This window comes from Polaromonas sp. P3_C2 (assembly GCF_056402675.1).
In genome coordinates this window covers 1-2,584 of sequence record NZ_JBFUGX010000591.1, presented here as the reverse complement: position 1 = coordinate 2,584, position 2,584 = coordinate 1, and the positions used below count along the sequence as shown (strand labels likewise).

2 protein-coding genes are annotated in these 2,584 nt (G+C 57.2%); both read left to right on the top strand.

Annotated features, from left to right (window positions below; genetic code table 11):
- The first annotated feature begins 80 nt into the window (after window positions 1–80).
- Window positions 81–1,280, top strand: coding sequence for a DesA family fatty acid desaturase (locus tag AC1DWI_RS19435; protein ID WP_457279495.1), 1,200 nt, complete (start codon window positions 81–83; stop codon window positions 1,278–1,280).
- Window positions 1,281–1,853: 573 nt separating this feature from the next.
- Window positions 1,854–2,584, top strand: a 731-nt coding sequence (locus AC1DWI_RS19430) for a hypothetical protein (protein WP_477725494.1), incomplete at its 3' end; no start/stop codon positions are given.

Genomic DNA, 2,584 nt, shown 5'->3' with positions numbered 1-2,584 from the left:
TTACAATAAATGGTTATTTTTTGCAGCGCCTGGAGACACATCTGGATGGGCGACTGCTTCAGATTGTTTAAAGGATTTTTATGATCTTGTTTGATGCGGCCCTCGACTGGCTTGCCAATGGGTTGCTTGCCGCCAGCTGGTGGCAAATCGTGTTGTACACGCTGGTGACCACCCATATCACCATTGCCAGCGTCACCATCTATCTGCACCGTCACCAGGCGCACCGCGCCATGGACCTGCACGCGATTCCTTCGCATTTTTTCCGTCTCTGGCTCTGGCTGGGTACGGGCCAGGTCACCAAGGAATGGGTGTCCATTCACCGCAAGCACCACGCCAAGTGCGAAACCTCTGAAGATCCGCACAGCCCGCAGGCTTACGGCATCAAGAAGGTTTTCTGGGAAGGCGCCGAGCTGTACCGTGCCGAAAGCAAAAACAAGGAAACTATGGCCAAGTTCGGCCACGGCACGCCCAATGACTGGATTGAGCGCAACGTCTACACCCGCTATAGCTGGCAGGGCGTGGGCCTGATGATGATCATCGACCTGGCGCTCTTCGGTGCTGCAGGCCTGGCTGTCTGGGCCGTGCAAATGGCCTGGATCCCCGTGACGGCGGCCGGTATCATCAACGGCATTGGTCACTATTGGGGCTATCGCAATTTTGAGGCGCCTGATGCCAGCACCAACATTTCGCCCTGGGGCATCATGATTGGCGGCGAAGAGCTGCACAACAACCATCACACCTACCCGACGTCGGCCAAGTTCTCGGTCAAGCCCTACGAATTCGACATCGGCTGGGTGTATATCCGTGCCATGGAAAAAGTAGGCCTGGCCTCCGTCAAGAAGGTCCCCCCCAAGCTCCAGCTGGGTTCCATCCAGCCTGTGGCAGATGAAAAAACCCTGGAAGCCCTGATCGCCCATCGCTACGAAGTCATGGCGGGTTTCGCGCGCGAACTGCGCCGCGCCGGCAGGGCCGAACTCGAAGTGCTGAAGGCCAAGAAAGCCGACGTGTCCGTGTTGCGCGCAGCCAATCGCTGGCTGCACCGCGATGACGACAAGGTGCCGGCCGCCGCCAAACCCCAGCTGGCGCAGGCCCGCGCCGAACACCCCGTGCTGGACAAGATGGTCACCATGCGGGAAGAACTGCGCCAGATGTGGCTGACCACTTCCGCTTCCCGTGAGCAGCTGGCTGCGGACCTGCAGGCCTGGTGCCACCGTGCTGAGGAAAGCGGTATCGCCGCCTTGCGCGAATTCTCGATGAAGCTGCGGGCTGCCCGCACCTGACCTGACGCTACATATCCGACCTGGTCACCCGGTCGAAACTTCAAGGCCGCTTCCGGAGAAATCCAGCAGCGGTTTTTTATTGTTCGGCGCAAAGTACGAGTTCCATGATCGAGCGCCCCAAGATTTGGTAATGGTAGGGTCGCTACCAGCGCCCTGATCAGGGCGTCCGAGATTAGTCATCTTCTGCACACAGAAGAGCCTTCTCACGTGAATTGCGCTGAACCTGACACGCTCTCGAGGTGAAAGCGCTGTCCCACATTCGACAGCTGGTGGTCGCGCCCACTGACGAGCCAAACGCTGCCAACGGCAGGTCGTAGTGCGTGAGGTTCTTCCTCCAGGAAGCCGGCTGTTTGCCAATACTCGAGGCAAGAATGGCGGAAACAGCGGCGCACTTGATGCAGATTCACACACCCGAAACTCAAAACGGGCTATTGGGTCGATGCAGCGCAATTGATCTCGACTTCACACCCACTTCATACAGTTCATCAAGACCTCACAGGCGCGTATCAGACTGCACCTATCGAAAGCCGAGTGCATCAACCTGGTGTTTTCATTTCGAAGAAAGGTCGGTCTGTGAGTTCAATCCGTAGCGTCGCTACTCTTCCGCCATACACACGAATTTTCGGTCCGGTAACGACAAGAAAGACTGTCCGACTTTTAATACTGTATCTGCTGCTCGTTACGGGCGGCTCGGCTTTGCTGCTTTTCGGGCATCAGGATGGCTTGCAGATTTTCGGCTTGGGGTTGATGGTGCCGGGCGGCGGATTTCTGGCGCACGCCGATATCTGCACAGGCAGTGGCATAGGTCATATAGCCGCCTGGCTGTGCTCGGTTGGTGCCTTGGCGTTTGCGCTGTTGGTCTGGTTTGGCACGGGCAATGTGTTGCTGCCTCCGCTTGTTTGGCTCGGTTCGGCGTTTTGGGCCGCGAGCATGAGCCATGGTGCAATTCAGCCAGGTGTGGTTCTTAATGTGTACTGCGTGCTCGCGCTGTTTGCTGCGGCGGGCTGCCTGTCGATGCTGGCCTGGTTTATGTTTTCAGGCCGGCAAAGGCGCATCGATAACGATTACCTGGTCCGACAAATGGCTCGATTGGACGTGATCTTCACAGCCCAACCATCAAGGCAAAAACCGGAAATGTCTTTGGCGCATCTGCGTCGTCTGAGGTTCGCACTCGATCGGGCTCTGCAACCTTTCGATGAATTTTCGGGATTCGAGCAACGCGATCAATTTCAGACGGCGGCGCTTCGGTATCAAGTCAACTTTCTGGCTTATGGCATTGCCTTGACGCAGGCACGCTTCACGCC

Coding starts and splice junctions, on each gene's coding strand:
- AC1DWI_RS19435 (WP_457279495.1), top strand. CDS start 81: ATGATCTTGTTTGATGCGGCCCTCGACTGGCTTGCCAATGGGTTGCTT.